Origin of the sequence: Brevundimonas sp. NPDC092305 (assembly GCF_044755415.1) — a bacterium.
Taxonomy (GTDB): Bacteria; Pseudomonadota; Alphaproteobacteria; order Caulobacterales; family Caulobacteraceae; genus Brevundimonas.
Window position 1 is genome coordinate 493,447 of sequence record NZ_JBIVQY010000001.1, and the last position, 23,358, is coordinate 516,804.

Sequence of the window (23,358 nt, forward strand, 5' to 3'; positions counted from 1 at the left end):
GACCATGTCGAACGATGATCCCTACCGTCCCAACCCCGGCCGCGACTACGGCCGTGACCGGGGCGCCTATACGCCCCCGACGGATGACGATCTGCCCTTCGACCGGCAGTCCTACGACCCCCGCCGGACTGGCGGAGGCGGCGGACCCGGCCGTGGCGGCGGTGGTGGAGGGCGCGGCGGACCGCCGGTGACCCTGATCATCTCGGCGGTCGTGCTGCTGGCCCTCATCATCGCGGTGGTCGTCTACTACCGCGCGGGTCCGCGTGCCTCGGGCGACGCTCCGCCTGCCGTGGGCACGCCGGTCAGGGAGATGACGGCCGAGGCGCCCGTCGACGCCCAGCCGGTCGATCCGGAAGCCGGCATCGACGTCTATTCCGGCGCCACCCCGCCGACGACTGACCCGACCTACGCCCCGCCCCCGGAAGAGGTTGGTCCGCGTCCGGCCGCCCAGCCGATCGAGGCCGCGACCCCGCTGCCGCCGGCCGCCACGCGTCCGGCGACTCCGGCCCCCGCGCCGACCCCGACTGCTCCGCCGCCTGCGAAGACCCAGCCCAGCGCCGTTCCCTCGGGTGGAAGCTCCGGCGTCCAGATCGGCGCCTTCTCCACGCCTTCGCTGGCCGAGCGCGAATACAACGCCGTCGTCGGCCGCTACTCCCGCTTGACCCAGGGCGCGACCCGCCGGGTGCAGGAGGTCCAGACCGCCAGCGGCGCCACCGTTTATCGCACCACCGTCGGCAACCTCAGCCGCGAGCAGGCTACCGGCCTTTGCGCCGCCATCCGCGACGCGGGCGGCGACTGTCTGGTGCGGTAAGCTGGCGACTGCGGCGATCTATGGCTGCGCCGGGCATCGGCTGACAGCGGAGGAGAAGGTCTTCTTCGCCGACGCCGACCCGTGGGGCTTCATCCTGTTTCGCCGGAATGTGGACAGCCCCGAACAGGTACGAGACCTGACCGCAGAGCTGCGCGCCTGCGTCGGCCGCCATGCGCCGCTCCTGATCGATCAGGAGGGCGGACGGGTCCAGCGCATGGGCCCGCCCCACTGGCCGAAGTATCCGCCGGGCGAGGCCTATCTGAAGGCCGCCAATGATCCGCTGACCGCCCGCGAACTGGCCCGGTTGGGTGCGCGGCTCATGGCGCATGATCTCCATGATGTCGGGATCAACGTCGACTGCCTTCCGGTGCTGGACGTGCCGGTCCCCGGGGCCCACGACATCATCGGCGACCGCGCCTACGCTCATGATCCGGCGACGGTCGCCCAGCTGGGTCGTGCGGCGGCCGAGGGGCTGCTGGCAGGCGGCGTCCTGCCGGTCATCAAGCACATGCCCGGTCACGGCCGAGCGTTCGGCGACACGCACAAGGAGCTGCCGACGGTCCACGCCGACCTCGCCACGCTCGACGCCTGGGACTTCGCGCCGTTCAGGGCCCTTTCCGACATGCCCATAGGCATGACCGCCCACATCGTCTTCACCGCCATCGATCCAAGGCGTCCGGCGACCCAGTCGAAGAAGGCCATCCGCTTGATCCGCGAACAGCTGGGCTTCGGCGGTCTGCTGCTGTCCGACGATCTGGTCATGAACGCCCTGTCCGGCACGCTGACCGAGCGGGCGCAGAAGGCGCTGAAGGCCGGCTGCGACCTTGTCATCCACTGGAACGGCGACATGGCGGAGATGCGTCAGGTAGCCGAGGGCGTGGGCCGTCTGAAGGGCGGAGCCCTGCGCCGGGCCGACGCGGCGCTTGCCCGCATCGTGCATACGCCTGAACCGCTGGACGTCCGCGAGGCCCGCGACCGCTTCGACGCCATGATGTCCGGTCGCCTGAATGCCGCCAAGGGCCCTGACGTAGGGGAGGCGCAGGCATGACCGACGCCTTCCAGCCTAATCTCGACTTCAGCGCCGCCGAACAGGTCGATGACCGCGAGGCCTTCGTCGTCGATCTGGAAGGGTACGAGGGCCCGCTGCACGTCCTGCTGGCGCTCGCCCGGACCCAGAAGGTCGACCTGCTGAAGCTGTCGATCACCCGGCTGGCGGAACAGTATCTGGCTTTCGTCCACGAGGCCCGGCGGCGAAACTTCGCGCTGGCGGCGGACTATCTCGTGATGGCGTCTTGGCTGGCCTATCTGAAGTCGCGTCTGCTGCTGCCGCGCAACGAGAAGGGCAAGGGCGACGAACTGCCGGCCGAAGAGATGGCTGCGGCGCTCGCCTTCCGCCTGCAGAAGCTGGAAGCCATGCGCAAGGCGGTCGAGGCCATTCAGGCCCGGCCCCAGCTGAAACGCGATGTCTTCACCCGCGGCGATCCCGAGGCGACGGTGATCATCCCCTCCGACCGCATCGACGCCAGCCTGTACGAGCTAATGGCCGCCTATGTGACCCAGCGACGGCGCGAAGAGTTGCGGCGCTACAACCCCACCCAGCGGGTCGAGGCCTTCCAGCTCGAGGCCGCCCGCGACTGGCTGCGCGATGTCTTGCCCCGGCTGGAGCAGTGGACTTCCCTGGACCGCATCGCGCCCGAGCGTGACGGCGACGAGGGTCCGACCCAGGCCAGCTATACGGCGTCCACGCTTTCGGCCAGTCTGGAGCTGGTCAAGGAGGGGGCGATGGATGTGAAACAGGCCGAGGCGTTCGCCGACGTCTTCCTCAAGCGGCGCGGGCAGGGCCAGCCGCTGGAGCTGACTCCGTAGTCCGCCCATGAGCATCCAGTTCGCCCCCGACCACGCCGAGATCGAACGCCGCGTCGAAGCCCTGCTGTTCGCCGCCGCCGGTCCGCTGTCGGCCGCAGAGATCGCACGCCGCCTGCCCGAGGGCGCGGATGTGGGCGGCGCCATCTCGGCCCTGCGCGAGCGCTATCAGGGCAGGGGGGTTGAGCTGGAGTGCGTCGCCGACAGCTGGCGCTTCCGCACCGCCGCCGACCTGTCGTTCATGATGACGGAAGAGCGCGAGGAGCCGCGCCGCCTATCCAGGGCCGCGCTCGAGACGCTCGCCATCATCGCCTACCACCAGCCCTGCACCCGCGCCGAGATCGAGAGCGTACGGGGCGTGTCCCTGTCCAAGGGCACGCTGGATCTGCTGCTGGAGATGGGCTTCGTGAAGCTGAAGGGCCGGCGTCGCACGCCCGGCCGTCCCGTGACCTACGCTACGGCAGACAGGTTCCTCGAACACTTCAGCCTCGCCAGCCTCTACGACCTGCCCGGTGTGCAGGAGATGAAGGCGGCGGGCCTGCTCGACCTGTCCATTCCTGTGGGCTTCGAGGTGCCTGATCCCACCCGCGTGTCCGACGAGGACGAGACGCCCCTGCTGCCGGGCGACGATGATGGTCCCGAGTTTGCGCAGGACTTCGTCAGCGAGGACTAGGCGCCTTGCGCCGCAGCCCCCGTTTGCTAATCCGCTGGGATGATCGCTCGCCTTCGCCCCGTTCCGTTCGACATCGGCCCCGTCCACTTCGTGGGCATCGGCGGCATCGGCATGAGCGGGATCGCCGAGATCATGCTCAAGATCGGCTACTCTGTGCAGGGCTCGGACGCCAAGGCCAGCGCCAACACCGAGCGGCTGGAGAAGCTGGGCGCCCGCATCTTCATCGGCCATGAGGCCGAACATGTGACCGAGGGCGTATCGGCGCTGGTCTATTCCACCGCCGTCAAGCCGACCAATCCCGAAATGATGGCCGCCCGCGAGCGCCGCATCCCGGTCGTTCGTCGCGCCGAGATGCTGGCCGAGCTGATGCGGCTGCAGTTCTCGATCGCGGTAGGGGGCACCCACGGCAAGACGACCACGACGTCGATGGTGGCTGCGATCCTCGACGCCGGCGGGCTGGACCCGACCATCGTCAACGGCGGCATCATCAACGCCTACGGCACCAACGCCAAGGTCGGCGACGGCGACTGGATCGTGGTCGAGGCCGACGAGAGCGACGGCAGCTTCCTGCGCCTGAAGTCCACGGTCGCCATCGTCACCAACATCGACCCGGAACATCTGGATCACTACGGCGACTTCGACGGCGTCCGGAAGGCGTTCGTGGATTTCGTCGAGAACATCCCCTTCTACGGCTTCGCCGCCGTCTGTCTGGATCACCCCGAGGTGCAGCGCCTGGTCGCGCAGATCGATAACCGGCGACTGGTCACCTACGGCCTGAACCCGCAGGCGCAGGTCCGGGCCGAGAACGTCGAGATGGCGACAGACGGCTGCCGGTTCGACGTGGTCATCGACACGCCGGTTGAGGGGGGCGAGCAGACCCGCATCGACGGCCTGCATCTGCCCATGCCCGGCTGGCACAATGTCTCCAATGCGCTGGCCGCCGTGTCTGTGGCGCGAGAGTTGGACGTCTCGCATGAGGCGATCAAGGCCGGGCTTGCAGCGTTTGGCGGTGTACGTCGTCGGTTCACCACCACCGGCGTTGCTGACGGCGTTCGCATCATCGACGACTATGGCCACCACCCGGTGGAGATCGCCGCCGTCCTCAAGGCCGCGCGACAGGTGGCCGAGGGACGCGTCATCGCTGTGGTCCAGCCGCACCGCTACACCCGCCTGCGCGATCTGATGGAAGAGTTCTCGACCTGCTTCTCGGACGCCGACAGCGTGATCGTGGCCGATGTCTATCCGGCCGGCGAGGCGCCGATCGAGGGCGTCGACAAGCATGCGCTGGTCGACGGCGTGCGCCGTTTCGGCCATCGTTCGGTTCATGCGCTGGACGGTGTCGAGGCGCTGCCGGCGGTGATCCGCGCCGAGGCCAGGCCGGGCGATCTGGTCGTCCTTCTGGGGGCCGGCGACATCACCCAGTGGGCCTATGCCTTGCCGGGACAGCTGGAGGCGCTGTCGTGATCGACCTGCCGGAAGTCCGCGGCAAGCTGCTGCGCGATGAGCCGCTGGGGCCTTACACATGGTTCCGGGTGGGCGGAGCGGCGGACGGCCTGTTCATCCCGGCGGACGCCGAAGATCTGGCGGACTTCCTCAAGTCGCTGGAATCTGGCGTGCCCGTGACGGTGCTGGGCGTCGGCTCCAATGTCATCGTGCGCGATGGCGGGGTCGAGGGCGTGGTGATCCGTCTGGCGGGGCGTTCGTGGGCGACTATCGCGACAGATGGCGACACGATCACCGCCGGGGCTGGAGCACTGGACTCGATGGTGGCCAGAGCCTCGGCGAAAGCCGGGCTGGCGGGGCTGGAGTTCTATGCCGGCATCCCGGGTACGATCGGCGGCGCCCTGACCATGAACGCCGGCTGCTACGGCGCCGAAACGAAAGATGTGCTGGTGTCGGCCCGGGGCGTGAACCGAGCAGGGGAGCGGGTGGAGTATTCGCTGGCGGACTTCGGCTACACCTATCGCCATTCCGAGGCGCCCGCTGACATCATCTGGATTGAGGCGACCTATCGCGGGACGCCCGATGCGCCCGAAGCCGTTCAGACCCGCATCGACGAGATCACAAGCCGCCGCGAACAGACCCAGCCGATCCGGGAGAAAACCGGCGGCTCGACCTTCAAGAACCCCGAAGGCCATTCCTCATGGAAACTGGTCGACGAGGCCGGCTGGCGCGGCAAGCTGCATGCCGTCACCGGCGGCGGGGCGAAGTTCAGCGAGCTGCATTCCAACTTTATGATCAACCCCGGCGAGGCGACTGCGGCGGACATAGAGGGGCTGGGCGAGGCGGTTCGCGCCGATGTTCTGGCGAAGACGGGCGTGCAGCTGGACTGGGAGATCAAGCGGGTCGGGAGATCCGCCTGAAAGCACTCACCGCCTTGTCATTCGGCGACCTGGACTCCAATCGTTGACAGGCTGTTAAGGACGTTCGGCGCATTGCGTTGAGTGTTCCGGAGTCCGTCATGAGCCGCCCCTTTTCCGATCTGCACGTCGCCGTCCTGATGGGTGGTCTGTCGTCCGAACGGGCGGTGTCGCTGAGTTCAGGCCAGGGCTGCGCCGATGCGTTGGAAGGCCGGGTGCGCAAGGTCACGCGTGTCGACGCCGGTCGCGATCTGGCGCAGGTCCTGGCGAAGCTGAAGCCCGATGTGGCGCTGAACGCCCTTCATGGCGAATGGGGCGAGGACGGTTGCGTCCAGGGCATCCTCGAGACGCTGCAAATACCCTATACCCACTCGGGACTGCTGGCTTCCGCCCTGACAATGGACAAGGACAAGACCAAGGCCGTTCTGCGCGCCGCGGGGGTCCCGGTTCCGGGCGGCGGCCTGTTCGACCGCCGTGAGGTCGCCCGCCGTCACGTCATAGAGCCGCCTTATGTAGTCAAGCCAAACGCTGAGGGATCGTCGGTCGGCGTCTACCTGGTGCCGGAGGGCGCGAACGGCCCTCAGGCCGCGGTCGGCGCTGATGACTGGACCTACGGCGAGCAGGTCATGGTCGAGCCCTACATCGCCGGACGCGAGCTCTGCGTGACCGTGCTGGGCGAGGCGAGTGGCCCGCGCGCCCTGACCGTAACCGACATCACACCGGTGAAGGGCTTCTACGACTATGAAGCCAAATACGCGCCGGGCGGATCGATCCACAAGCTTCCGGCCGACCTGCCGCCGGCGATATTCGACCGCGCACTCAGGCTTTCCGAACAGGCGCATGTCGCCCTTGGTTGCCGGGGCGTTTCCCGATCCGACTTTCGTTATGACGATGTTAAGGACGTTCTCGTTCTTTTGGAGGTCAACACCCAGCCCGGCATGACGCCGACCTCGCTCGTGCCGGAGCAGGCCGCGTTCGTCGGGATGGGATACGAAGACCTGGTCCGGTGGATGGTGGAGGACGCCTCATGCCCGCGGTAGTTCGCGGCGGTCGGCGACAGAGTTCGAGCCCGCAGAAGCGATCCGCGGCCCCCAAAAACGGAGGGCGCGGTCGCGCTCCCCGCAACGCACCGGCGACGCCGGGCAAGCTGGCGGCGATCGGCCGACTGGATCTGTCGCCGCGCGCCGTCATCGTCTCCATCGCCGCGGGCGTACTGGTGCTGGGCGGCGTGCTGGCCACGGGCGCGCGGGCCGAGCGTATCAGCGCGTCTTTCAGTCAGGGCGTCGACGGGCTTGCGGCCGGGGCGGGGCTGAAGCTCGAGAAGGTTTATATCCAAGGCGAAAGCCCTGAGGCGACGGCGACCATCCAACGGGCGCTGCAGGTCTATGACGATCAGCCCATGACTGCCATCGACCTGAACGCCGTTCGCAAGCGGGTCGAGGGCGTCAGCTGGGTCAAGGGCGCGCAGGTCGTGCGCCTGTTGCCGAACACCCTGATCGTCCATGTGACCGAGCACGACCGTCTGGCCGTCTGGCAGACCGGCGGCCGCAACTATGTGATCGACGGCCACGGTCAGGTCATCGCCGGCGCCGATCCCGGCCGCTACCCGAACCTGCCGTTGATCGTGGGCAAAGGCGCCGAGCAGGCTGCCTCGGATGTTCTGCCCCTGATCGCCGAGCGGCCGCGTCTGGCCGGGCGGGTTGAGGCGCTGGTGCGGGTGGATGAACGCCGCTGGGATCTGCGCCTGAAAGACGGCGGACTGATCCAGTTGCCTGCGACGCAGCAGGAACAGGCGCTGATCCAGCTGGACGCCATGGACCAGCGCGAACGGCTGCTGGAGCTGGGCTTCGCCCGGATCGATCTGAGAACACCTGACGCGGTGGCGGTGCGCCCGTCCGCGGGCGAAGCATAGGGACCACGAGGCAGGATGGCTGGACGTTTGAGGGACAAGGCCAACGACAACGCCAAGACGGCGGCGAACCGCGCGCCGGTGGTGGCCGCGCTCGATCTGGGCCAGTCCAAGGTCGGCTGCTTCATCATGAAGCCCGACGGCGTACGCCACGCCGACCGCACCATCCGTGTCGCCGGCGCCGGCCACGTCCAGTCGCGCGGCATTCGTGGCGGCGGCATCATCAATATGGACGAGGCGGCTCAAGCCATCGGCCATGCCGTCGAGCGCGCCGAGCGTGCGGCCGGCAGCCCGGTCTCGGGTGTGGTTGTCACCACCGCGATCGGCCAGATGGCCAGCCACCGGGTGCAGGCCCGCGTCTCGCTGGGCGCAAACCCGGTCAGCGACGCCGATCTGGCCCGTGCCATCGGCATGGCGCTGGCCCAGATCCGCCTGCCCAATCGCCGGCCGATACACGTCCTGCCGATCACCTGGTCGGTCGATGGCGCGCGGGGCGTGCACGACCCCCGGGCGATGAAGGGCCATTCGCTGGGTCTCGACCTGCTTGTCGTGTCCATGGCGGAGAGCGTGTTCAACACCCTGAGCCACTGCCTCGAACTCGCGCATCTGGACTTGCAAGGCGTGGTCGCCGCGCCGGTCGCCAGCTCGCTGGCCGCGCTGGAAGAGGACGAGATGGATCTGGGCTGCGTCTGCCTCGATCTGGGCGGGGGCGCGACGACCGCGGCCGTCTGGGGCGGACGCTCGCTGCTGCACATCGAGAGCCTGAACGTCGGCGGCGATCATGTGACCGCCGACATCGCGCGAGGCCTGTCGACCTCGAAGGCCGGCGCCGAGCGTCTGAAAACCCTGCACGGCTCGGCCATGGCCAGCGCGCATGAGGATCGCGAGATGCTGGAGGCGCCGCCGCGTGGCGAGGACGCGTCGGCCGGCCCGATCTATGTCCAGCGCGCCATGCTGAAGACGGTCATTGCGCCGCGGGTGGAAGAGACGCTGGAGCTCCTCCGCGACCGCCTGCGCAACGCCGGTGTCGGTCTGGAGCCGGGCGCCGGTCTCGTCCTGACCGGTGGGGCCAGCCAGCTGAACGGCGTGCGCGAACTCGCTGTGCGCGTCTTCGACCGTCCCGTTCGTCTCGGCAAACCTCAACGCGCGCCTCACTTGGCCGACGCCGCCTCCGGCCCCGCATTCTGTTCCGCGGCGGGCGTTTTACTACGGGCTGCCTACGGTCCGCGTGAAGCTGTATCGGCCCGCAAGCTGATGTCTCGCCAGATTACGGCCGCAGATGCGCCACGGGCTGTAAGCGGCGGTCTGGTCGCGCGAGCGGCGGGCTGGCTCCGCGAAAACCTGTAATTCTCAAATTTATCAGCGCAGAAGAACCTTCGACCCACGCTGTCGGGGTGAGAATTATTACAAAAGCCACCGGTAACTGTGTCCGGATTGTTACAGATTGGCTTGGTTATGGTCGCCAAGCGGCCACATTCCCTTGTTCACCAAGAAGTCGGCCCCTAGTGTCGCCGCCGACGTGGCATCGCCGCGGCATTTGCCGTGGATCGAGTAGCAAGACGGGGACCTAGAGAATGCTTCTTCGGCGCAAGTACCTTTTCGGCACGACGGTTCTGGCGGGCGTAATCGCCGCCGCCGCTCCTGCCCTGGCTCAAACAGCCCAGCCGCAACCTGCCAACCCGCGCGCTGCCCAGCAGCCGGCGCCCGTGCCTGCTACGCAAGAGCAGCTGGAAGAAGTCATCGTCACCGGCACCCGGATCCGCGGTAACTCGGAGTTCACCAGCGCCTCGCCGGTGCAGACCATCACCACCGAGCAAACCGACCTGCGCGGTATTCCGGACGCCGCTCAAGCTCTGCTGAGTTCGACGCTCGCCGTCAGCTCCTTCCAGCTGAACGATCAACTGACCGGCTATGTCACCAACGGCGGCGGCGGCACCCAGTCGGTCGGCCTTCGCGGTATCGGCACACAGCGTACCCTGACCTTGCTGAACGGCCGTCGCGCCGGTCCGGCCGGTACGCGCGGCCAGGTTCAAGCCTTCGACCTCGGCGTCATCCCGGGTTCGATTGTTGAGCGCTCCGACATCCTGAAAGACGGCGCTTCGTCGATCTACGGCTCTGACGCCGTGGCCGGCGTGATCAACATCATCACCCGTCGCGACCTCGACGGCGGTGCGATGAACGTCTTCTATAGCCAGCCCTTCGAAGAGGGCGGCGAGCAATTCCGCGCTGACGCCGCGTTTGGCCGCACCTTTGACCGCGGCTTCATCAACTTGGGTGTCGACTACGCCAAGACCTTCATCCAGCGCCGTAACCAGCGTGATTACACCAGCTGTACCGAAGATTACCTGTTCGACCCGGAAACCGGCGCACGCCAGGATTACATCGATCCGTTCACCGGCGAATACAAGTGCTACAACACCGCGATCAAACAGGTGTCGCTGCTGACTTCGGGCTTCAGCATCACCCGCGCCAACATCCCGGGCTATACTTATCCGACGGCGGCTCAAGGCAACAACGTGCTGACCGGCACGGGTGCGCCGGCGCTGGCCTTCCCGGCATTCGCGGCGGCCTATCAGGGCTGGGCGCGTCAAAACCGCGCCGGCTATCCGCTGACCTATCTGTACGCCACGACGGACGACCCGCTGTGGGGCAACTCGTCGATTATCAGCCCGCTGGAGCGTATCTCGGTCAGCTCCAACATGGGCTACCAGATCACTGACGACGTCGAGCTGTACGGTGAGTTCCTTTTCAGCCAGCGCGAGTCCAGCCAGATCGGCATGGCTCAGGTGTTCCAGAGCTTCGCTCAGCGCAACATCGTCAACGGTGCGGCCAACGCCCTGCCGGCTTCGAACCCGAACAACCCGTTCGGTCAGCCCGTTCAGACGGTGGCTCCCTACGAGTCCAGCTCGTTCCAGGAGGTCAACTATTACCGCGGCGTGATCGGTCTGCGCGGTACCGCCGGCGATTGGGACTGGGATGTGTACGGTCAGTATTCGCTGTCGGACGCCAGCTACAACAACGGTCCGCGCATCTATCTGGATCGTCTGCTCGCGCTTAACAGCCCGAACGTCGCCTGTACGAACACTCCGGCCGGCGGCAACTTCTCCGGCTTTGACTGCTCGGCTCTGCCGGGCGGCATTCCGTGGACCTCGGAGCGTGTTCTGGCGGGCCAGTTCACGGATGCGGAACGCGACTTCCTGTTCTTCACCGAAGACAACACCACCACCTACGATCACATGTATCTGGAAGGTGTGATCTCAACGAACAGCCTGTTCAGCCTTCCGGCTGGCGACGTCGGGGCCGCCTTCGGCGCCCAAATCCGTCGCGAAGAGATCGACGACACCCCCGGCGCCCAGGCGCTTGGCCGCAACGTCGCCCTCTACACGACAGCTGGTCGTACGGCGGGCTCGGACACGATCCTGGAATCGTTCGCCGAACTGGAGCTGCCGCTGCTCCGCGACATGCCGTTTGCCGACTCGCTGACCCTGAACGTTTCGGGTCGCCTGTCGCGCTACGACTCCTATGGTCAGAGCGACACCTACAAGGCGGGCCTGAACTGGGCGGTGACGCCTGAGTATCGCCTCCGCGCCAGCTACGGCACCTCGTTCCGTGCTCCGTCGCTGTACGAACAGTTCCTTGGCGCCCAGGTCGGCTACGGCGGACAATCGGCGAATGACCCCTGCTACGACTACACCAACAACGCGACGATTGATCCGGTCATCCTGGCAGGCTGCGTCGCGGATGGCGCCTCCACTACGCTTGGCGGTTCTTCGGTCGCCATCTCGTCAGTGGGGGGTCGTGCACTCCTGAACGCTGAAACGGCTGATAACCTGAACCTGGGCTTCGTCTGGACGCCTTCGTTCATGCCTCTGAGCGTCGCGATCGATTATTATGAGATCTCGATCGAGGACGCGGTCAGCCAACTCGGTGGCTTCGACATCCTGACCAAGTGCTACCAAGGTCAGACAGGGTATTGCGGTCTCTACAGCCGTATCCGCGTCCCCGGCGCAGACAACGGCAAGCTGGCCACGGTCAACAACGCCTACGTCAACGTGAACGAGATCAACAACCGCGGCATCGACCTGCAGATCCGTTTCTCGGAAGACACCCCGCTTGGCCGTCTGACCATCGAGTCGCAGCATAACTTCAAGCTGGAAGACACCGAGACGTTCGAAGGTGACACGAGTTCCTACCTGAACTCGACCTTCAACTATACTGGTCCGGGCTATGCCGGGAACCTGTATGTGACCCTGCAGCGCGGCGACTTCTCGTACTTCTACGGGGTCGACATGATTGGCCGTGGCTCGGATGTCGCCGAAGCTGGCGGCCGGATCTTCGCCAACGCGAAGTACGCCGACCTCGCTAACGGCATCAACTCGACCAACTGCGCCTTGCCGGCGACCAGCTATTGCTCGGTCTACAAGTACTACGCCGACTTCTACTCAACCCACTCGGCCTCGGTGCGCTACCGCAACGAGGACGGTTGGTCCGTATCGCTCGGCATCCAGAACCTGTGGGACGAGCATCCGCCGACCGCCGCCGCCGGCCAGTTCCGTCTCGGCACCTCGGCTCTCAACGGCTACGACATGCGTGGCCGTCGGGCTTCGATCCGGATCGGTAAGACCTTCTAAGGTCGAGCCGGCTCAAAAACAGGAAAGGGCGGCTCTCGGGAGCCGCCCTTTTTCTTTTGCCGTTAACGAAAATTGGCCCAAGACGCCCGACTCGGGCTATCCGGTAACCTTCTCTTAAGCAGTTCGGGCGCTTCCTTAACGCGCTCATAACCAATGCGAATCGGCGGGGAATCTCGCATTGGGACTGTCGAGCTGGGTCGGATAAGGTCGAACGAAAATGTCTCTCTCGCTGGTGCGTCCGCAAGCTACGGATCTGAAGCCTCGTATCGTCGTCTTCGGCGTGGGCGGGGCGGGCGGCAACGCCGTCAACAACATGATCGACGCAGGTCTTGAAGGCGTCGAGTTTGTGGTCGCCAACACCGACGCACAGCACCTGTCATTCGCCAAGACGGACCGTCGTGTTCAGCTTGGTGAGACGATCACGCAAGGGTTGGGCGCCGGCGCCCACCCTGAGGTCGGCATGAACGCCGCTGAAGAATCCGCCGACGAAATCCATACGCACCTCGAAGGCGCGCACATGGTGTTCATCACCGCCGGCATGGGCGGCGGCACCGGCACCGGCGCTGCTCCGGTCATTGCGAAATGCGCGCGCGACCGCGGCATCCTGACCGTCGGCGTCGTGACCAAGCCGTTCACTTTCGAAGGCCGCCACCGCATGCGTCTGGCCGATGCGGGCATCGCCGAGCTGCAGCGCTACGTCGACACCCTGATTGTCATTCCGAACCAGAACCTGTTCCGCGTCGCCAACGAGCGCACGACCTTCGCCGACGCCTTCGGCATGGCTGACCAGGTTCTTCACTCGGGCGTCCGCTCGATCACCGACCTGATGATCCTGCCGGGCCTGATCAATCTCGACTTCGCCGACGTCCGCGCCGTCATGTCCGAGATGGGCAAGGCGATGATGGGCACGGGCGAGGCCTCGGGCGACGACCGCGCCCTGATGGCGGCCCAGAACGCCATCGCCAACCCGCTGCTGGACGAGACCTCGCTGAAGGGCGCCAAGGCCGTGCTGGTGAACATCACCGGCGGCATGGACATGACCCTGCTGGAAGTCGACGAGGCCGCCAACGCCATCGCCGGCGAAGTGGACGCCGACGCCAACATCATCTTCGGCGCAGCCTTCGATCCGGCGCTGGACGGCAAGATCCGCGTCTCGGTCGTGGCGACGGGCATGGAAGACCTGGCCGCCGTCAAGGCGCCGCCGTCGACCTCCAGCTCGATCTTCGATCGCCGCCCGGCCGCCCCGACCTTCGCGCCGCGCGCCTCGGAGCCGGTTCGTCAGGAGCCGATCCGCGAGCCCGTCCGCGCCGAAGTCGCCCCGCAACCGGAACCGGCCCCGGCGTATCAGCCGACCTACGCCGCTGCGCCTTCGCCCGAGCCCAAGCCCGAGCCGGTGATCCACGTCGCCGAAGAGCGCACGCTCGAGCCGATCGTCGATCCGTGGGTGGAGCAATATGAATCCGCCCCGCGTACGGCCGCCCAGGTCGCGCAGGGCGATCTCTATGCGGATCGTCCCGAGCCCGAGTCGGTTCAGGAAGAGCCGGCCTACGACCACTATGAGGAGCGTGACCACCGCAAGTCGGGCTGGAGCCTGTTTGGTCGCGGCAAGCGCCAGCAGCCGCAGCCCAACTATCCGACGCGCGGATCGCAAACGACCCAAATGCGCCCGACGCAGCAAGTTCAGCCCCAGCCGGAACCGCAAGTCGGTCAGGCGGAGGACGATCTGGAGATTCCCTCGTTTCTCCGCCGCCTCGCGAACTGATCCACGTCACACCTGAAGCGCGAGCCGCTCCGGAGCGATCCGGGGCGGCTTTCTCGTTTGCGGAACGCCGTAGCAATTCCGAAACAATCCGAAACCCGACTTTCATTTCGCGCTTGCGAGAGACCGTTTACCTAACCTGCAAGGCGAAATCCGCACGGAGAGGCGGAGCGCGAAACCAGAGTGAGATGCCGATTGCCGGTCCGTCACGACCATAACCAGCGCACCACCGTCGCCCCCGCGATCATCGCGGGCGTCGGCGTGCACACGGGCGACCGTGTACGGCTGGCCGTGCGTCCGGCGCCGGTCGGGACCGGCATCGTTTTCGTCCGTACCGACATCACCGACCGCGATAACCGCATCCCCGTGTCGGGCGAGGCGGTGATCGACGCCCGCCTGAACACCATGATCGAGAACGCCGCCGGCGTTCGCCTGTCGACCATCGAGCACCTGATGGCCGCCTTCGCCGCGCTGGGCGTGTCGAACGCCGTAGTTGAGGTGGACGGCCCCGAACTGCCCATCCTGGACGGGTCTGCGCTGCAATTCGTCCAGCTGCTGGATCGCGCCGGCTTCCGTCGTCAGGAAGCGCCGGTCCGCTACATCGAGATCCTCGAGCCGGTCCGGGTTCAGGACGGCGACAAGTCCGCCGCCCTGCTGCCCTGCGATCGCTACGAGATGCGGTTCGAGATCGACTTTCCGACGCCGGTCATTGGCAACCAGGTCGTGGACTTCGTCGTCGACGAGGATACCTTCCGCAACGAGATCATGGCTGCCCGCACCTTCGGCTTCGCCCATGAGGTAGAGGCCCTGCGTCGCGCCGGTCTGGCCCGCGGCGGCTCGCTGGAGAACGCCGTGGTCATCGACGGCGACCAGATACTGAACCCCGGCGGCCTGCGGATGGAACGCGAGTTCGTGAAGCACAAGGCGCTGGACGCCATCGGCGACCTGTACGTGCTCGGCGCGCCTCTGCTGGGCCGCTATGAGGGCGTGAAGGCGGGTCACGCGATCAACAACCTGCTGGTCCGCGAACTGCTGGCTAATCCGCAGGCGTGGCGCGAGGTGACCCGCGTGCCCGAACTGGCGATGGCGGGCTGATCAGCCGAGGCTGATCGCGCTCATCAGGCGTCCGAAGTCCGGCTCTCCGTTCAGGAACGCCCGGCGGTTTGAGTAAAACTGCGTCTTATCCGCTCGTGTGTCGTGGCCCGTCCATGCGGCGTGACCCACGCCGGCCTGCTCGAGACGCCAGAGAACGAAGGCGGGTAGGTCGAACAGGCGACGGTCGAGGCGTTCGCCCTCGACGAAGAAGCGGCTGCTGCCGGGATCGTGATGCTCGAACCGTTCCTCGAAGTCCGCGCCGACCTCGTAACTGGCCTGGGCGATGCAAGGGCCGACGACGGCGACCATGCGCGCGGGTTCAGCGCCGAGAGCCTGCATGGCGAACACTGTAGAGTGAATGATGCCGCCCAAGGCTCCCTTCCATCCGGCGTGCGCCGCGCCAACCACCCCGGCCTCAGGATCGGCCAGTAGTATGGGTGCGCAATCTGCGGTCAGGACGCCGCAGATGACGCCCGGCGCGGCGGTGACGGCGGCGTCGCCCTCCGGCCGCTCGCCCTTCCAGCCAGCCTCGGCCGTACGGGTGATGGCGGAGTGAATCTGGTAGCAGGCGGCGAGATCGTCAGGCTGGCCGTCGAAGTGCGCGGCGACCCGGCGGCGGTTCTCGGCCACCGCGGAGGGATCGTCCTTCGACCCGACCCCGGTGTTCAGCCCTTCGTAGATGCCCGTAGAGACGCCGCCCTGACGCGTGAAGAAGCCATGGCGGAGGCCGGTCTTGTCGAGCAGGGGATGGGTGATCGGGGTCAGCATCTCAGGTCTCGAAGCCCGGCACGATCAGCGTCGATGGTGCGAAGACGGCGCACGCCTTGAACAAGGTCCCCATCTGGTCGTCGTCGACCAGACGGGCCAGTTGGCGATCGATGACATCGGCGGCGTCGGGGCGCAGGTCACGCAGGCGAGCGGCGCGAGCCTCTATGCCCAGAAGGCGGAGAAACTCGCCCTGACTCCGACAGCCGGTGACATCGGCGCCGGCGTGGACGGCGGCCTCAAGCACCGTGGGGAAGTCAGCCCATTGAGTCAGATCTGCTTCACCGGGCGTCTCCAGCGGATCGACCTTGCGGTGGCGAGTCAGGGCCTGGAGAGTATCCCCGGCCTCGGCTCGCGCCCGGCCATAGTCGATCAGCAGGGCCGCACCGCCCGTCTCGCTGACCAGACGCCCGAGATCACGCCCGAAAGCGGCCTGATGCTCGGAAACCTCCACGATCTGACCCGGCTCGACCTGGAAGGCAGGGCGCTGGAAGCCGCCGGTGATCCGGACCAGCCCGAACTCCAGTGCGCCCTCATCGGATACGCCGATGCGCCGCTCGGCCCAGCCGTCTTCGGTTCTGACGAACTGGCGGGCAGGGAGACAGTCCAGCACTTCGTTGGCGATCAGGATCACCGGGGCGTCGGTCTCTATCCGGTCGAGACCACGCACCCAACGCAGGTCAAGGTCGCTGTCGGCAAGCATACGCGCCTGCGCTTGACGCAGCGGGGCACTGGGCTCGATCAAGATCAGCTCGGCCGCGCTCAGGAAGTCGGGGTCCAGCCGGGCAGCGCGGAGGGCGTCGGCCATGAGCGTACCGTCGCCGGGGCCGACCTCGACCAGTCTCACCCGCTCCGGCGCGCCCAGTCGCCGCCACGCCTCGACCGCCCACAGGCCGATCAACTCGCCGAACATCTGGCTGATCATCGGCGCGGTGATGAAGTCGCCGGTCGCGCCGAGGGCGGGACGGGTTGCGTAGTAGCCCGCCTCGGGATCGTGCAGGCAGCGCGTGACATAGTCGGCCACGGTCATCGGGCCGGTCAGGGCGATCTCGCGCGCCAGTCGGTCCTTCAGCGACATGACGTCAGTCGGCGGCCGCCACCGGCGGACGGCTCCATGCGCGCCAGATCAGCCAGGCGCCGGCCAGCATCATCGGGATCGACAGCATCATCCCCATGGTCAGGCCGAAGGGGAACTGATCCATGCCGAAGTCGGGCTGACGGACATTCTCCAGCGAGGCGCGGACCGCGCCGTATCCCAGCAGAAACAGGCCGGTGACATAGCCGGGCTTGGCCAGCAGGCGCGCCTTCCAGATCGCGAAGGCGAGAATGGCGAACAGGACGACGCCTTCCAGCAGCGCCTCGTACAGCTGGCTGGGATGGCGGGTGATCATGCCGGGGCCGCCCGGATAGTCGCAGAAGGCGCCGTAGATCGAGCGGGCGTGGGCGTTGCAGAAGTTCATGGCCCACGGCACGTCGCTTGCGCGTCCCCACAACTCGCCGTTCACGAAGTTGGCCATACGGCCGAAGAACAGACCGAATGGCGCGGCGGCCAGCGCCATGTCGCCGAGGCTTAGCGTATTGACCTTCTGCCGCCAGGCGTAGCCGACGACGGCGATGGTGCAGCCCAGCAGGCCGCCGTGGAACGACATGCCGCCGTCCCACAGCCGGAACAGCGCCAGCCGGTCGCCCCAAGTCCCGCCCGTGAACAGGTCGCCGTAGAGGTGCGGCTGGTAGAAGAGGGCATAGCCGAACCGGCCGCCCAGAATGATGCCGAGCACGATCCACAGCACGAGATCGTCCAGCTGGATCGTCGAAATCGGCGGCTTGCCCGGCGCCCAGATGCGCTCGGTCTTCAGCAGGCGGGCGGCGTACCACCAGCCAAGCGCGATGCCAGCCACATAGGCGAGGGCGTACCAGCGAATGTCGATGGGCCCGATGCTGAACCAGATCGGATTGAAGTCGGGAAACTGCACGGGCGCTCCTGCCGAGGTCAGGTCGCCGGTTTAGCAAGCGTCGCGGGCGGCGTCCCCGAAATTTGAGAGGAAGACTTCGCCCAAATCAGGCCATAGGAGCAGCGGACGGAAAGGTTTCGTTCACCATATCGGTCAACCCTCGTTAACGAGTTCGGTTCGTCGAGTCGGAGTTTCAGAATGCAGACGCGCAATCCCATCATGGACGAGTTCGCCAAGCTGACGACCGGCGCCATGGGTCTGGCGCAGGCGGCGGGCGAAGAGGCGAAGACCGCCTTCCGCGCACAGGCCGATCGTTTCGTCGCCGATATGGACCTGGTTCGCCGCGACGAGTTCGACGCGTTGAAAGCCGAGATCGCCGCGTTGCGGGCCGAGCTGGCGACGCTGAAGACGGCGGAAACCGCTTCAAAGACGCCTCGCAAGGGAACGTCCACAGCGTCGGTTCCCCCCAAGGACGCAGCCGGTTGAGCCGAATCTGCGAACCCGCATACCGTCGTGAAGCAGGGTGTGAGTCGCGCCCGGAGAGTGTTTGATGGACGCAGTTCGCCCCGAAGAGATTGACGTGCCCCACGATCCGCTGGACGTGGTCGAGCATGTCCTGGTGGCGGAAAACCTTCCGTTCGACCGCACTGACGACGGCGATCTGGCCTTCGCCCTCGCCGGCGACTGGAAGGACTATGAGCTGTGGTTCGCCTGGCGGCCGGAGGGCGACTGCCTTCAGCTGTGCTGCGCGCTGGATCTGCAGGCGTCGAAGTCGCGTCGCGCGGCCGCGTATGAGCTGGCCGGCCTGATCAACCAGCGGACATGGATGGGTCACTTCGAGGTCTGGGCCGAAGACGGCGAGATCGTCTTCCGTCACTCGCTGGCCCTGCCGATGGGCGAGCGCCCGACCCTGGGTCAGGCGGCGTCGATGATCGACGCGGCGATCGAGGCGGCCGACCGCTACTACCCCGCCTTCGACTTCATGATCCGGGGCGCCAAGAAGCCGCAGGAGGCGATCGACGCCTGCCTGTTCGAGACCGTCGGCACCGCCTGAGGCCATGAGCCCGGACACCACCCCCGGCGCCGTGGTCCTTGTGGGCTGCGGGCGGCTGGGCTCCGCCATTCTGGAAGGCTGGCTGGCGACGGGCGCCATTGCGCCCGAGCGGCTGGTCGTCCTGACGCCGTCCTCGAAGCCTGCTGCCGACGTTGCTCAGGGCAGAGGCGCGCGCATCAATCCCGATCTGAACGCCATCGGCCCTGTTGATGCGGTCTTGCTGGCGGTGAAGCCTGCCGTGTGGAGAGAAGCGACCGCGTCCCTGACAGCTGTCCTGAACGGCGCCGTTGTAGTGTCGGTGATGGCCGGGATTCGGGCGGGAGACATTGAGGCCGTTCTTCAAGTGCCAGTCGCACGGGCGATGCCAACGACGGCGGTGGCGCAGGCGCGTGGCGTCGCGGCTTTGTGGTCCGATGATGCGTTAGCGCGCGAGATGGCGCGGACCCTGTTTTCGGCCGTTGCGGATGTGGTCGATCTCGAGGACGAGGCGCTGATCGACGCGGCGACCGCGGTGGCCGGATCGGCGCCGGCCTTCATCTACGCCTTCGTCGAAGCCCTGGCCCGGGCTGGCGAGGAGGCGGGGCTGTCCGGCGAGGCCGCCGCCCGACTGGCGCGCGGGGCGCTGCGGTCGGCGGGCGCGGGCGTGGATACCGACGCCGGGCTGACCGAGCTCATCGGCCGGATCGCCTCGCCGGGCGGCACCACCCGCGCCGGACTGGAGGCCATGACGCAAGACGGCGGCCCTGACCGTCTGGCCGGGGCCGCCGTGTCCGCCGCCATCAGGCGGGCGAAGGAACTCAGCGCGTGACGTAACGGCCGCGGATCAGGTTCTCGGCCAGACGGCTGTAGGCCCGGTCCGCGTCTTGCCAGGTGCTATAGCCGCGCACATCGGCGATGTTGCTGGTGTACCAGTCGTACTTGACCGGATGGGTCGTGCCGTCAGCGAGCGTGACCTGACCCTCGATCGTCGCGCCCCCGATCGACAGGCTGCGGAAATAGTCGAGGCCGGGACGATCGGCCATCTGCTGGAACGTCGGCTTGTTGGGCTTCAGATCCGTCAGAACCAGATTGATCGTTGCGCCGTCGAGTGCGCCTTCGCGCTCCAGTGCGCGCTGGACGACAGTGGCGAGACGATCGGTCTGCTGAGCGACGTCGCGCGCGCCGAGTTCATCGACCTTTTCCTGCACGTCGGGACCAAGAGTGACGTTGACGACGGGTTGGGCCAGAGCCGGCGTTGCGGCGATGGCTAGGACGGCGCCGAGAGGGGCGACGAAGGCGAACTTACGCATGATGCTCTCCAAACAAGCCCTGTCAGGAGGAAGATGCGCCCTGCGGCTCCGCTTCGCCAGTGGGTGCGGCCATTTGTGATCGACCGGGGATGCGGATGATCGCGCGCAGCCCGCCGAGATCGCTTCGATCCAGCGTGATGTCGCCGCCGTGTCCGCGCGCCACGTCCCGGGCGATGGCGAGGCCCAAACCCACGCCCTTGCGGTTCTGATTGCGCGAGGCGTCGAGGCGCGAGAAGGGCCGGAAGGCTTCCTCCCGCATGTCCTCCGGAATGCCTGGACCGTCGTCGTCGATGGCGACCTCAAGTCCGCCCGAGGGCAGGGGCCGGGCGGACAGACGCACATGGTCGCCGTGGGCAGCAGCGTTGCCGGCCAAGTTCACCAGCGCCCTCTTGAAACCCATCGGACGAACCGCGGCGATGAGACCTTCGGGCGACACGATCTGGACCTCGGCCCCCGCCCGTCGCGCGTCGGCCGCCACATCGGCCAGCAGTTGTCCGATCGCCACCTCCTGCGCGGCCTCTCCGGCTTCACCACGGGCGAAGGCCAGATACTCGTCGATCATGTGCTCCATCTCGTCCAGATCGCCGCGCATGGCGGCCTGACGCTTGAACGCCGGAGCGAGGGCGAGTTCGAGTCGGAGGCGCGTCAGCGGGGTGCGAAGATCATGGCTGACGGAGGCCAGCAGCGCTGTGCGCTGCTCGATATGGCGCTGGATGCGGGCGCGCATGTCCATGAAGGCGTTGGCGGCGGCCCGGACCTCCTTGGCGCCGGAGGGCTTGAACCGCTCCTGCGTTTCGCCCCGGCCAAACGCCTCGGCCGCCTCGGCTAGCCGCTCGATGGCGCGGACCTGATTGCGGATGAACAGGATGGCCACGCCCATCAGCAGCACGGTCGCAATCAGCAGCCACAGGACGAAGATATGGGCCTGTGTCGCCACCGCCCGTTCGCGCGGCGCGATGATGCGCAACACGCCTTGGGGCTGTTGCACGCGGATATCGACATAGGCCGGATAGCGGGTGGTGTCGTACCAGAAGGGCTGGTCGATCCGGGCGGCCAAGGCGTCACCCAGCGCCCGGTCGACGACCCCGATCGTCCCCCGTCGGGTTTCTTGGGGCAGGGTTGCTCCGTCCTGCAGGGCGACAGACAGCGACATGGCGCGCTGGGCGCGGTCGGAGATGACGGCGAGGTTCTCAGGCGTCGGCTCGTCCGCATAGGCGGTGGCGACCCACGAGACGTCGCCGGCGAGGCCATCCGAAAGGCGGGCCGTCACCGTCTGCCAGTGCATGTCGAAGAAGGCCCAGGTGACCGCCACCTGCATGACCAGCACAGGCAGGACGATGATCAGGAGCGACCGCCCCCACAGGCTGGTGGGCAGACGCCGCTTCAGAAAGCGCGGCCAGAGGCTGGGCGGCAACAGCCTCATGGCGTCGTCAGTCCGGAGCCAGCATGTAGCCGATGCCGCGCACGGTCTGGAGATAGCGCGGGTTCTTCGGATCGGCTTCCAGCTTGCGGCGCAGACGGGTGACCTGCACGTCGACGGCGCGGCCGGTGATGTCGGCGGTGTCCGGCGACAGGCTCATGCGCTCGACCGGAGCGTGGGCGTGGATCGCCAGCGTCTTCAGCAACTGGGCCTCGGCCTCGGTGAGGCGTTGGGGCTTGCCGTCTCGCGACAGCTCCAGCCGCTCCATATCGAAGATCGCCGGTCCGAGTTTGATCTCGCGCGGGGTGAGGGGCTTGCCGCCCGTGCGACGCAGGATGGCGTCGATGCGAAGAGCCAGCTCCCTCGGCTCGAACGGCTTGCCCATATAGTCGTCGGCGCCGCGCGACAGACCCTCGATCCGGTCCTCGGCGTCGCCCCGCGCCGTCAGCAACAGGATCGGGGTCTTGGACGCCAGCGCCTTTTCACGCACCCACGTCGTCAGGTCGAAGCCGCTCTCGCCCGGCATCATGACGTCGAGCACAATAAGGTCGAACTCGATGATCTCGACCAGGCGCTTGGCGGCGGCGGCGTGGGCGGCGCCGGTGACGCGGTAGCCCTCGCGGGTCAGGAACTCCTTCAGCAGCTCGCGGATGCGGTCGTCGTCGTCGACGACCAGCAGATGGCGGCCGGACCCCGGGCCTGCGATGGGGCCTGAGCGCCCATGGGAACGCACGTCGCTCATGCGAATGCGACCCGACAGGGGCCACAGGCGTTGACCTGAGCGATTGCGGGAGGTCTAACCCGGTCAGCTTTGCGGGAGACGTTCTTCAATGGCCTTCGTTCCTTTCGACGATCGTGACGGCTGGATCTGGATGGACGGTGATTTCGTGCCCTGGCGGGAAGCGAAAACGCACGTTTTGACCCATGCCCTTCACTACGGCTCGTCGGTATTCGAGGGTGAGCGTATGTACAGCGGCGAAATCTTCAAGCTCACGCCGCATTCGGAACGTCTTCATCGCTCCGCCGCACTGCTGGACTTCGAGATTCCCTACAGCGTGGCCGAGATCGACGCCGCCTGCAAGGAAACCTGCGCGCGCATGGGTCTGGACGACTGTTATGTGCGGCCAGTGGCCTTCCGCGGGCCCGAAGCCGTCAGCGTTTCGGCCATCCATAACAAGACCCGCGTCGCCATCGCCGTCTGGGACTGGCCCAGCTATTTCGACCCCGAGACCAAGAAGAAGGGCATCCGACTGGAATGGGCCAAGTGGCGTCGCCCGGATCCGGCGACCGCGCCTTCAGCCTCCAAGGCGGCCGGTCTCTACATGATCTGCACCATGTCCAAGACCGCCGCCGAGCAGCGCGGATACTCGGACGCCATGATGCTGGACTGGCGCGGATACGTCGCCGAGGCGACCGGCGCCAACGTCTTCTTCGTTCAGGACGGCGCGCTGCACACCCCGCCCATCGACGCCATCCTTGACGGCATCACCCGCCAGACGGTGATCGAATTGGCCAAGGCCAAGGGCATCGAGGTGGTTGTGCGCCACATCCGGCCGGAAGAGCTGTCTACTTTCACCGAATGCTTCCTGACGGGCACGGCCGCCGAGGTGACGCCGGTGAGCGAGATCGGCGAATACCGCTTCACCCCCGGCGACCTGAGCCTCGGCCTGATGGAAGACTACGGCAGGCTGGTGCGCCGACAGGGCTGATCCCGAGGCTGGCCTCTTGCCAGATGGCCCGCGGCGGCGTTCAACGGCGCGAGGGGTCGGCTGATCGT

At 66.9% G+C, this 23,358-nt stretch carries 22 protein-coding genes; 16 read left to right on the top strand and 6 right to left on the bottom strand.

Going from position 1 to position 23,358, the window contains the following annotated elements; genetic code table 11:
• Nucleotides 1-4: 4 nt before the first annotated feature.
• The 12 genes from ACIQC9_RS02455 (at nucleotide 5) to lpxC (ending at nucleotide 15,101) form a co-directional block, all read left to right on the top strand.
• Nucleotides 5-811, top strand: coding sequence for an SPOR domain-containing protein (locus tag ACIQC9_RS02455; RefSeq protein WP_400612044.1), 807 nt, complete (start codon nucleotides 5-7; stop codon nucleotides 809-811).
• A 1-nt stretch (nucleotide 812) separates the two neighbouring features.
• Nucleotides 813-1,859, top strand: a complete 1,047-nt coding sequence (gene nagZ / locus ACIQC9_RS02460) for a beta-N-acetylhexosaminidase (RefSeq protein ID WP_400615358.1) — start codon at nucleotides 813-815, stop codon at nucleotides 1,857-1,859.
• A complete protein-coding gene (locus ACIQC9_RS02465) occupies nucleotides 1,856-2,677 on the top strand; it encodes a segregation and condensation protein A (RefSeq protein ID WP_400612046.1) in 822 nt (273 codons plus the stop codon). The genes nagZ and ACIQC9_RS02465 overlap by 4 nt, the downstream gene beginning before the upstream one ends.
• Nucleotides 2,678-2,684: 7 nt before the next feature.
• Nucleotides 2,685-3,347, top strand: coding sequence for an SMC-Scp complex subunit ScpB (gene scpB / locus ACIQC9_RS02470; protein WP_400612048.1), 663 nt, complete (start codon nucleotides 2,685-2,687; stop codon nucleotides 3,345-3,347).
• A gap of 39 nt (nucleotides 3,348-3,386) precedes the next feature.
• Nucleotides 3,387-4,811, top strand: coding sequence for a UDP-N-acetylmuramate--L-alanine ligase (gene murC, locus ACIQC9_RS02475; RefSeq protein ID WP_400612050.1), 1,425 nt, complete (start codon nucleotides 3,387-3,389; stop codon nucleotides 4,809-4,811).
• Complete coding sequence (murB, locus tag ACIQC9_RS02480) at nucleotides 4,808-5,710, top strand: UDP-N-acetylmuramate dehydrogenase (RefSeq protein WP_400612052.1); 903 nt, start codon at nucleotides 4,808-4,810, stop codon at nucleotides 5,708-5,710. Before murC ends, murB begins: the two co-directional genes overlap by 4 nt.
• Nucleotides 5,711-5,808: 98 nt before the next feature.
• On the top strand, nucleotides 5,809-6,747 hold the full coding sequence (locus ACIQC9_RS02485) for a D-alanine--D-alanine ligase (RefSeq protein ID WP_400612054.1): 939 nt from the start codon (nucleotides 5,809-5,811) through the stop codon (nucleotides 6,745-6,747).
• Entirely contained in the window at nucleotides 6,735-7,619 is an 885-nt protein-coding gene (locus tag ACIQC9_RS02490; protein ID WP_400612056.1) for a cell division protein FtsQ/DivIB, read from the top strand. Before ACIQC9_RS02485 ends, ACIQC9_RS02490 begins: the two co-directional genes overlap by 13 nt.
• Before the next feature lie 15 nt (nucleotides 7,620-7,634).
• Nucleotides 7,635-8,963 (top strand): cell division protein FtsA, encoded by a 1,329-nt coding sequence (gene ftsA / locus ACIQC9_RS02495; protein WP_400612058.1) that lies wholly within the window; start codon nucleotides 7,635-7,637, stop codon nucleotides 8,961-8,963.
• A gap of 227 nt (nucleotides 8,964-9,190) precedes the next feature.
• Nucleotides 9,191-12,247 carry a TonB-dependent receptor plug domain-containing protein gene (locus ACIQC9_RS02500; RefSeq protein WP_400612060.1) on the top strand — a complete coding sequence of 1,019 codons (3,057 nt, stop codon included), beginning with the start codon at nucleotides 9,191-9,193 and terminating at the stop codon, nucleotides 12,245-12,247.
• Between the two features lie 217 nt (nucleotides 12,248-12,464).
• Complete coding sequence (gene ftsZ, locus ACIQC9_RS02505) at nucleotides 12,465-14,009, top strand: cell division protein FtsZ (RefSeq protein ID WP_400612062.1); 1,545 nt, start codon at nucleotides 12,465-12,467, stop codon at nucleotides 14,007-14,009.
• 192 nt (nucleotides 14,010-14,201) lie between these two features.
• The gene (lpxC, locus tag ACIQC9_RS02510) at nucleotides 14,202-15,101 is read left to right on the top strand and encodes a UDP-3-O-acyl-N-acetylglucosamine deacetylase (RefSeq protein ID WP_400612064.1); all 900 of its coding nucleotides are present in this window, start codon (nucleotides 14,202-14,204) and stop codon (nucleotides 15,099-15,101) included.
• Here the strand turns inward: lpxC and pgeF are convergent, their stop codons facing one another.
• The 3 genes from pgeF to lgt are packed head-to-tail and all read right to left on the bottom strand — an operon-like array spanning nucleotide 15,102 to nucleotide 17,839.
• Entirely contained in the window at nucleotides 15,102-15,869 is a 768-nt protein-coding gene (gene pgeF, locus ACIQC9_RS02515; RefSeq protein ID WP_400612066.1) for a peptidoglycan editing factor PgeF, read from the bottom strand. It abuts the gene before it with no gap.
• A 1-nt stretch (nucleotide 15,870) separates the two neighbouring features.
• The gene (locus ACIQC9_RS02520) at nucleotides 15,871-16,944 is read right to left on the bottom strand and encodes a class I SAM-dependent methyltransferase (RefSeq protein ID WP_400612068.1); all 1,074 of its coding nucleotides are present in this window, start codon (nucleotides 16,942-16,944) and stop codon (nucleotides 15,871-15,873) included.
• Nucleotides 16,945-16,948: 4 nt separating this feature from the next.
• Nucleotides 16,949-17,839, bottom strand: a complete 891-nt coding sequence (lgt, locus tag ACIQC9_RS02525) for a prolipoprotein diacylglyceryl transferase (RefSeq protein WP_400612070.1) — start codon at nucleotides 17,837-17,839, stop codon at nucleotides 16,949-16,951.
• 177 nt (nucleotides 17,840-18,016) lie between these two features.
• Between lgt and ACIQC9_RS02530 the strand changes: the two genes are divergently transcribed.
• The 3 genes from ACIQC9_RS02530 to ACIQC9_RS02540 all read left to right on the top strand — a co-directional run bounded on the left by ACIQC9_RS02530 (nucleotide 18,017) and on the right by ACIQC9_RS02540 (nucleotide 19,680).
• Entirely contained in the window at nucleotides 18,017-18,304 is a 288-nt protein-coding gene (locus ACIQC9_RS02530; RefSeq protein ID WP_400612072.1) for an accessory factor UbiK family protein, read from the top strand.
• A 64-nt stretch (nucleotides 18,305-18,368) separates the two neighbouring features.
• Entirely contained in the window at nucleotides 18,369-18,872 is a 504-nt protein-coding gene (locus ACIQC9_RS02535; protein WP_400612074.1) for a YbjN domain-containing protein, read from the top strand.
• 4 nt (nucleotides 18,873-18,876) lie between these two features.
• Nucleotides 18,877-19,680, top strand: coding sequence for a pyrroline-5-carboxylate reductase family protein (locus tag ACIQC9_RS02540; RefSeq protein WP_400612075.1), 804 nt, complete (start codon nucleotides 18,877-18,879; stop codon nucleotides 19,678-19,680).
• Here ACIQC9_RS02540 and ACIQC9_RS02545 read toward each other — a convergent pair.
• From ACIQC9_RS02545 to ACIQC9_RS02555, 3 genes are read right to left on the bottom strand one after another with little or no spacing between them, the layout of a single operon-like run.
• Entirely contained in the window at nucleotides 19,670-20,161 is a 492-nt protein-coding gene (locus ACIQC9_RS02545) for a hypothetical protein (RefSeq protein WP_400612077.1), read from the bottom strand. The two genes, ACIQC9_RS02540 and ACIQC9_RS02545, sit on opposite strands and share 11 nt — an antisense overlap.
• 22 nt (nucleotides 20,162-20,183) lie before the next feature.
• Nucleotides 20,184-21,584: an ATP-binding protein gene (locus ACIQC9_RS02550; RefSeq protein ID WP_400612079.1), complete on the bottom strand. Its 1,401-nt coding sequence runs from the start codon at nucleotides 21,582-21,584 to the stop codon at nucleotides 20,184-20,186.
• 7 nt (nucleotides 21,585-21,591) lie between these two features.
• Entirely contained in the window at nucleotides 21,592-22,323 is a 732-nt protein-coding gene (locus tag ACIQC9_RS02555) for a response regulator (RefSeq protein ID WP_400612081.1), read from the bottom strand.
• Between the two features lie 88 nt (nucleotides 22,324-22,411).
• Between ACIQC9_RS02555 and ACIQC9_RS02560 the strand changes: the two genes are divergently transcribed.
• A complete protein-coding gene (locus ACIQC9_RS02560; protein WP_400612083.1) occupies nucleotides 22,412-23,290 on the top strand; it encodes a branched-chain amino acid aminotransferase in 879 nt (292 codons plus the stop codon).
• Nucleotides 23,291-23,358: the final 68 nt, after the last annotated feature.

Coding starts and splice junctions, on each gene's coding strand:
- ACIQC9_RS02455 (WP_400612044.1), top strand. CDS start 5: ATGTCGAACGATGATCCCTACCGTCCCAACCCCGGCCGCGACTACGGC.
- ACIQC9_RS02465 (WP_400612046.1), top strand. CDS start 1,856: ATGACCGACGCCTTCCAGCCTAATCTCGACTTCAGCGCCGCCGAACAG.
- scpB (WP_400612048.1), top strand. CDS start 2,685: ATGAGCATCCAGTTCGCCCCCGACCACGCCGAGATCGAACGCCGCGTC.
- murC (WP_400612050.1), top strand. CDS start 3,387: ATGATCGCTCGCCTTCGCCCCGTTCCGTTCGACATCGGCCCCGTCCAC.
- ACIQC9_RS02485 (WP_400612054.1), top strand. CDS start 5,809: ATGAGCCGCCCCTTTTCCGATCTGCACGTCGCCGTCCTGATGGGTGGT.
- ACIQC9_RS02490 (WP_400612056.1), top strand. CDS start 6,735: ATGCCCGCGGTAGTTCGCGGCGGTCGGCGACAGAGTTCGAGCCCGCAG.
- ftsA (WP_400612058.1), top strand. CDS start 7,635: ATGGCTGGACGTTTGAGGGACAAGGCCAACGACAACGCCAAGACGGCG.
- ACIQC9_RS02500 (WP_400612060.1), top strand. CDS start 9,191: ATGCTTCTTCGGCGCAAGTACCTTTTCGGCACGACGGTTCTGGCGGGC.
- ftsZ (WP_400612062.1), top strand. CDS start 12,465: ATGTCTCTCTCGCTGGTGCGTCCGCAAGCTACGGATCTGAAGCCTCGT.
- pgeF (WP_400612066.1), bottom strand. CDS start 15,869: ATGCTGACCCCGATCACCCATCCCCTGCTCGACAAGACCGGCCTCCGC.
- ACIQC9_RS02520 (WP_400612068.1), bottom strand. CDS start 16,944: ATGTCGCTGAAGGACCGACTGGCGCGCGAGATCGCCCTGACCGGCCCG.
- ACIQC9_RS02530 (WP_400612072.1), top strand. CDS start 18,017: ATGCAGACGCGCAATCCCATCATGGACGAGTTCGCCAAGCTGACGACC.
- ACIQC9_RS02535 (WP_400612074.1), top strand. CDS start 18,369: ATGGACGCAGTTCGCCCCGAAGAGATTGACGTGCCCCACGATCCGCTG.
- ACIQC9_RS02540 (WP_400612075.1), top strand. CDS start 18,877: ATGAGCCCGGACACCACCCCCGGCGCCGTGGTCCTTGTGGGCTGCGGG.
- ACIQC9_RS02545 (WP_400612077.1), bottom strand. CDS start 20,161: ATGCGTAAGTTCGCCTTCGTCGCCCCTCTCGGCGCCGTCCTAGCCATC.
- ACIQC9_RS02550 (WP_400612079.1), bottom strand. CDS start 21,584: ATGAGGCTGTTGCCGCCCAGCCTCTGGCCGCGCTTTCTGAAGCGGCGT.
- ACIQC9_RS02555 (WP_400612081.1), bottom strand. CDS start 22,323: ATGAGCGACGTGCGTTCCCATGGGCGCTCAGGCCCCATCGCAGGCCCG.
- ACIQC9_RS02560 (WP_400612083.1), top strand. CDS start 22,412: ATGGCCTTCGTTCCTTTCGACGATCGTGACGGCTGGATCTGGATGGAC.